This window comes from Halomonas sp. TH-94 (assembly GCF_057473365.1).
In genome coordinates this window covers 1-3,254 of record NZ_JBYCKL010000118.1, presented here as the reverse complement: position 1 = coordinate 3,254, position 3,254 = coordinate 1, and the positions used below count along the sequence as shown (strand labels likewise).

The following is a 3,254-nucleotide window of genomic DNA, read 5'->3' as shown; positions in this document are numbered from 1 at the left end:
TCGGTGGCGGAGAGGCTGCCGTCGCGGCTGGCGAAGCGCACCGAGAGCTCGAAGGGGGCGGAGAGTCGTTCCCGATGGGTGAACTCGATGACGGCCAAGTCCTCTGCCCCGGTCAAGGACAGAGTGAAGTGCAATCCGGTGGCCTTGGCCATGTCGCCTCCCTGCGGCTGAAACTATCGTGTTATTGGTATGTGAGCAATTGTGCGCGGTTTGTCGCGCGAAAAGCATACCAATCGCAGGCAGGCGTATCTGTGGCGCTTCGCCGATAGATGCGTAGGAAATATCCTACAAAGGAGACTAAGAAACTCTTCAGTCGACCGAATCGTTCATCACGGCCTAGCGCTGTCGGTAAAGTCCTTAGCTGACAAGAACAAAAAACCCCTGAGTCAGTAGGCTGGCTCAGGGGCTGGAGGTTCGGAAGATCGAGGTGGGGGTTGCTCGCTATTCCAAGTGAGCGTTCATACTCCGTCAAAGCGCCAGATACCACGGCGGTAACTACACTGCATACAGTGCTCTGAAATCCAACAACGAGGCATGGACAAACCGTGCGAGGGGGTCATATGGCTGACACCACGCCTGATATCCAAATCATCAAGGACAACATGCGCAAGACCTGGATGGCTGGCGATTTCGGTGAAGTCGCCAAGTTCATTCAGCACCACGCCGACGACTTTATTGCCAACCGCCACATAACGCCCGGCCTGCAACTGCTCGATGTCGCCTGCGGCACGGGGAATCTGTCGATACCCGCGGCCCGCGCCGGAGCATCGGTCACCGGCATCGATATCGCCGACAACCTGATCGAACAGGCACGCACTCGCGCACGCACCGAGGGCCTGGACATCAACTTCGAGGTCGGCGATGCCGAGAACCTCGCGCAGCCCGATGCCGCCTTCGATATGGTACTGAGCATGTACGGTGCCATGTTCGCTCCGCGCCCCGCTTTCGCAGCCGCCGAGATGGTGCGGGTGTGCCGCCCCGGGGGTACCATCGCGATGGCCAACTGGATGCCCGAATCCTTCATCGGTGAAATGTTCAAGGTTGTCGGTCGTCACGTACCGCCACCGGAAGGTGTGCCCTCACCCGCGCTCTGGGGGGACGCCGCCACGGTACGCCAACGCCTGCAAGACGGCATCGCCGAACTGCGCACCTCACCGGTCACCGTCACCCTTGAGTACCCATTTTCGGTCCCCGAGGTGGTGGAGTTTCACCGGCTGTTCTTCGGCCCCATCGAGCGCGCCTGGGCCCGGCTGGAGAACGACGAGTGCGAGGCGCTGCGTCGCGATCTGGAGGCCCACTGGAGCCGGTACAACGAAGCCACCGACGGCAGCACTCGAGTTAAGGCTCAGTATCTGGAGGTTGTGGCCACAAGGGCGGCGAGAAGCTGATACCTGCTACACCGGACCCCAACGGATCACTTCGGTATCACCTCATCTCACCCCCTTGGTTGCGACGTGTTCATGGTGGATCCTTGAGCCAACAACAACTTGGGGAGCCTCATCATGGACCATGCACCGCTGCGGGTCGCTATCATTGGCGGCGGGGTTTCCGGCCTCTCGCTGGCCTATTACCTGCAAAAGTCCGTCGAGCAAGAGCTTGGAAAAAAACAGCTCGACGGCGAGGTCCGGCAGATCGAGGTCACCATTTTCGAACGCAAGGCTACCCTGGGCGGCAATGCCGAGACGGTGTGGGTCGACCTGGGCAACCGGCGCCTGCCGGGCAAGCCCGAAACGCCCTATTGCCGCTGGGCCGATCTGGGGGTCAATGACGTCAATCTGGCCACCTACCACCGCCTGCGCACCATACTCGCCGAGATAGGCGAGCTGGAACGCATGAAGCCGCTGGAGAATACCGAGTGCTATTTCAGCCGCGACGGCAGCATCGCGCTCACCGACGATAGGGATCTGGTCCGCGGCGTCAGCGACCCGGCCCATGAGCTGAGCCTGGTCGATGGGGGCAGGCTGGCGATATTGATCGCCGTGATACACCGCAGCGCCATCGAACTGGTGGAGAGCCGGCGCATTACGCCGCGCTATACGGTGGACGACTTCTTCGATGGCTGCGTGGCCGCGCCCTTCGAGATGCTGGGCGAGGCGGCGGAGCGGTTGAGTGCCGGCATCGACTGGGAAGACCCCGCGCTGCCGGGGCGGCTGGAGCGTATTCGCCACAGCATCTACTACCCCCGCATCTCGGCCATGTACTTCGCCGACGACCGCGGCCCGGGGGGTATGCCGCTACAGGCGCCCTTCGAGTATTACCGCATTCAGGAAGGCGGCTCGCCGCCGGACCGTCGCTACTTCGAGCACGGTGCCCAGCACTGGCTGGAAGCCCTGGCGGCCCATATCACCAACCCGAATACGCCGGGTGCCCGGGTTCAGATACTGCGCGGCATCGAGGTCGAGGCCAGCCTCTCGACCCAGGGCGTGACGCTGACGGAGCGTGATCCCGGCGAACGCCGCTGGGAGGCCGACCTGCTGATCATGGCCACCCACGCCGAAGACGCCCTGCCACTGCTGACCTTCGGCGATGGCCTGAGCGAGACCCAGCGTGAGCTGCAGCATATTCTCGGCAAGGTGCGCTACACCCGCAGCTACGGCGTCTGCCACACCTCCGCCGCCCGCCTGCCGCCCAATCGTAACCTGTGGCGCACCTACAACATCGAAGTGCGTGACCCCGAAGACACCTTCACCCCCTACCGCATCGACTACGTGGCGAATCGTCACCAGAACGATGCCGAGAACCCCACCTACGACCGGGCGGGCCTGCCGCAGTTCTTCGTCTCCCTGGTGGATGACCTGAACCGCATTCCCCGCAGTGAGATGCTAGAACGCCGCCATTCACCCCTGCATGCGCCCGCAGCGCTGGCCGCCTCCGCGCCCGGCCAGGCAGGCTACCGCGACCGGCTGCCGCCCATGGAGAGTGCCCTGGAAGCCAAGGCCTGGACCCTGTTCAAGCACAACGTGCTGGATGCCGAGTGCCTGGAGGCACAAGTGGAGATGGAGCGCTACAACCAGACCACCGCCCGCGGGAGATACGAGGGCCGGCAGGACGTGTGCCCGCTGCTGTTCGCCGGCGGTTGGACCCGCGGTGCCGGCCTGCAGGAGCAGTGCCTGGAACAGTCGGCGCATCTCGTCGCCCTGCTGCTGGCGGCACCGGAGCGCCGGGCCGACCCCCTGCGCTTAGCCACGCCTGTTAGCCAGGCAGGGCAGTGTCATCTTCAAGCCGGCAGCCTCACCCTGCTGCCAGCAAGCCTG

2 protein-coding genes are annotated in these 3,254 nt (G+C 63.6%); both read left to right on the top strand.

Annotated elements, in window-relative coordinates; all coding sequences use genetic code 11:
* The first annotated feature begins 560 nt into the window (after positions 1-560).
* The gene (locus AC2VNO_RS19540) at positions 561-1,388 is read left to right on the top strand and encodes a class I SAM-dependent methyltransferase (RefSeq protein WP_486935692.1); all 828 of its coding nucleotides are present in this window, start codon (positions 561-563) and stop codon (positions 1,386-1,388) included.
* A 114-nt stretch (positions 1,389-1,502) separates the two neighbouring features.
* Positions 1,503-3,254, top strand: a 1,752-nt coding sequence (locus AC2VNO_RS19535) for an NAD(P)-binding protein (RefSeq protein ID WP_486935691.1), incomplete at its 3' end; no start/stop codon positions are given.